Source organism: Nocardiopsis halotolerans DSM 44410, from assembly GCF_000341065.1.
GTDB classification, from domain to species: Bacteria; Actinomycetota; Actinomycetes; order Streptosporangiales; family Streptosporangiaceae; genus Nocardiopsis; species Nocardiopsis halotolerans.
On the sequence record NZ_ANAX01000141.1, the window covers coordinates 1,486 to 2,756 of the forward strand.

General features: G+C 70.1%; 1 protein-coding gene (running past one end of the window). It reads right to left on the minus strand.

Going from position 1 to position 1,271, the window contains the following annotated elements; genetic code table 11:
- Positions 1 to 919, minus strand: the 5' portion of a protein-coding gene (locus D455_RS0110410) for an APC family permease (protein ID WP_017570665.1). Its footprint begins 503 nt before the window's first position; 919 of the gene's 1,422 nt are visible here — the first part of the coding sequence; its start codon is at positions 917 to 919; its stop codon lies off the left edge, out of view.
- Positions 920 to 1,271 lie beyond the last annotated feature (352 nt).

Consider the following 1,271-nt stretch of genomic DNA (forward strand, 5'->3'; position numbering starts at 1 on the left):
TGAGGAAGGCGTTCCAGCTGGTGAACAGGCCCGCGACACCGCCGAGGACGAGCAGGTTGCCCATGGCCGCGCTGTCCCACATGGCGGCGACGGAGTCGGCGGAGGCCAACTGGGAGGCCGCGAGCTCGGCCGGGTTCAGGCCCGAGCCCGCCGTCAGCATGACCATCACGTACCAGGCGGTCGCGCAGGACACCGACAGGACCAGCAGGCCGCCGACCATGCGGTAGGGGAGCTTGATCTCCGATGACGACTGCGGGATGACGTCGAAGCCGACGAAGAGGAACGGGACCGCCACCAGGACCACGAACATGCCGGAGACGCCGCCGGTGAACAGCGGCCGCATGTTCTCCACGGACCCGCCGACGAACGCGCCGGTGACCATGGCGGCCCCCGCGACCAGCAGGAACAGCACAGCGATGGTCTGGAAGACGCTCGCGGGCTTGATGCCGACGTAGTTGACCGCGGTCACCAGCACGGCCGCGGCCACGCCGACGGCGACCAGGCTGGCGTGGACGTCGTATCCGGCGATGGTCCACAGGCGGGCGACCGCCATGTCGGGGAAGAGGTAGACGAGCGTCTGGGGGACGGCGACGGCCTCGAAGGCCACGACGGAGACGTAGCCGAGGACCATGGCCCAGGATGCGGTGAAGGCCCCCTTGGGGCCGATGGCGCGCATGGCGTAGTGGTGCTCGCCGCCCGCGTGCGGCATCGCGGAGACGAGTTCGGCGTAGGTGAGGCCGACGAAGGCCATGATGACGCCGCCGACCACGAAGGCCAGTGCGGCGCCCCCGCTGCCCGCCGCACTGACGAAGTCACCCACCAGCACGATCCAGCCGAAGCCGATCATCGCGCCGAAGCCGAGGGCGAGGACGTCCCCCCTTCCCAGTACCCGGACGAAACTCTGACGGTTGTCGGACACGGGGACTCCCAACGGTCGTTCCTGTGGTGCAGGACACACAAGCACGCTGCGGCGGAGATCGGAAGAGTCCGTCGCGGCCATATTCGTGTTCGTGTTGCTCCACAGTGGAGTGGTCGCCGGTGCCCCGGTCCCGCCGTGGACCGCCTCAGGGATCCCACATCATGGCCCGCTGGTGCGCGTGCCCCCTCCGAAGCGCACATCCGGCACCACGCGGGGCCGGGGCCGTGGTGTCCGGCCCCGGCCCGTTCGAGGAAGCGCACGCCCACACCCGCGCCGGGCGACCGGGCACGGACGTTCACACGCGGGCGCCCTGGGCGGTGTTTTTTTGGACCTCCGCTCCGCTTCGGTCCGT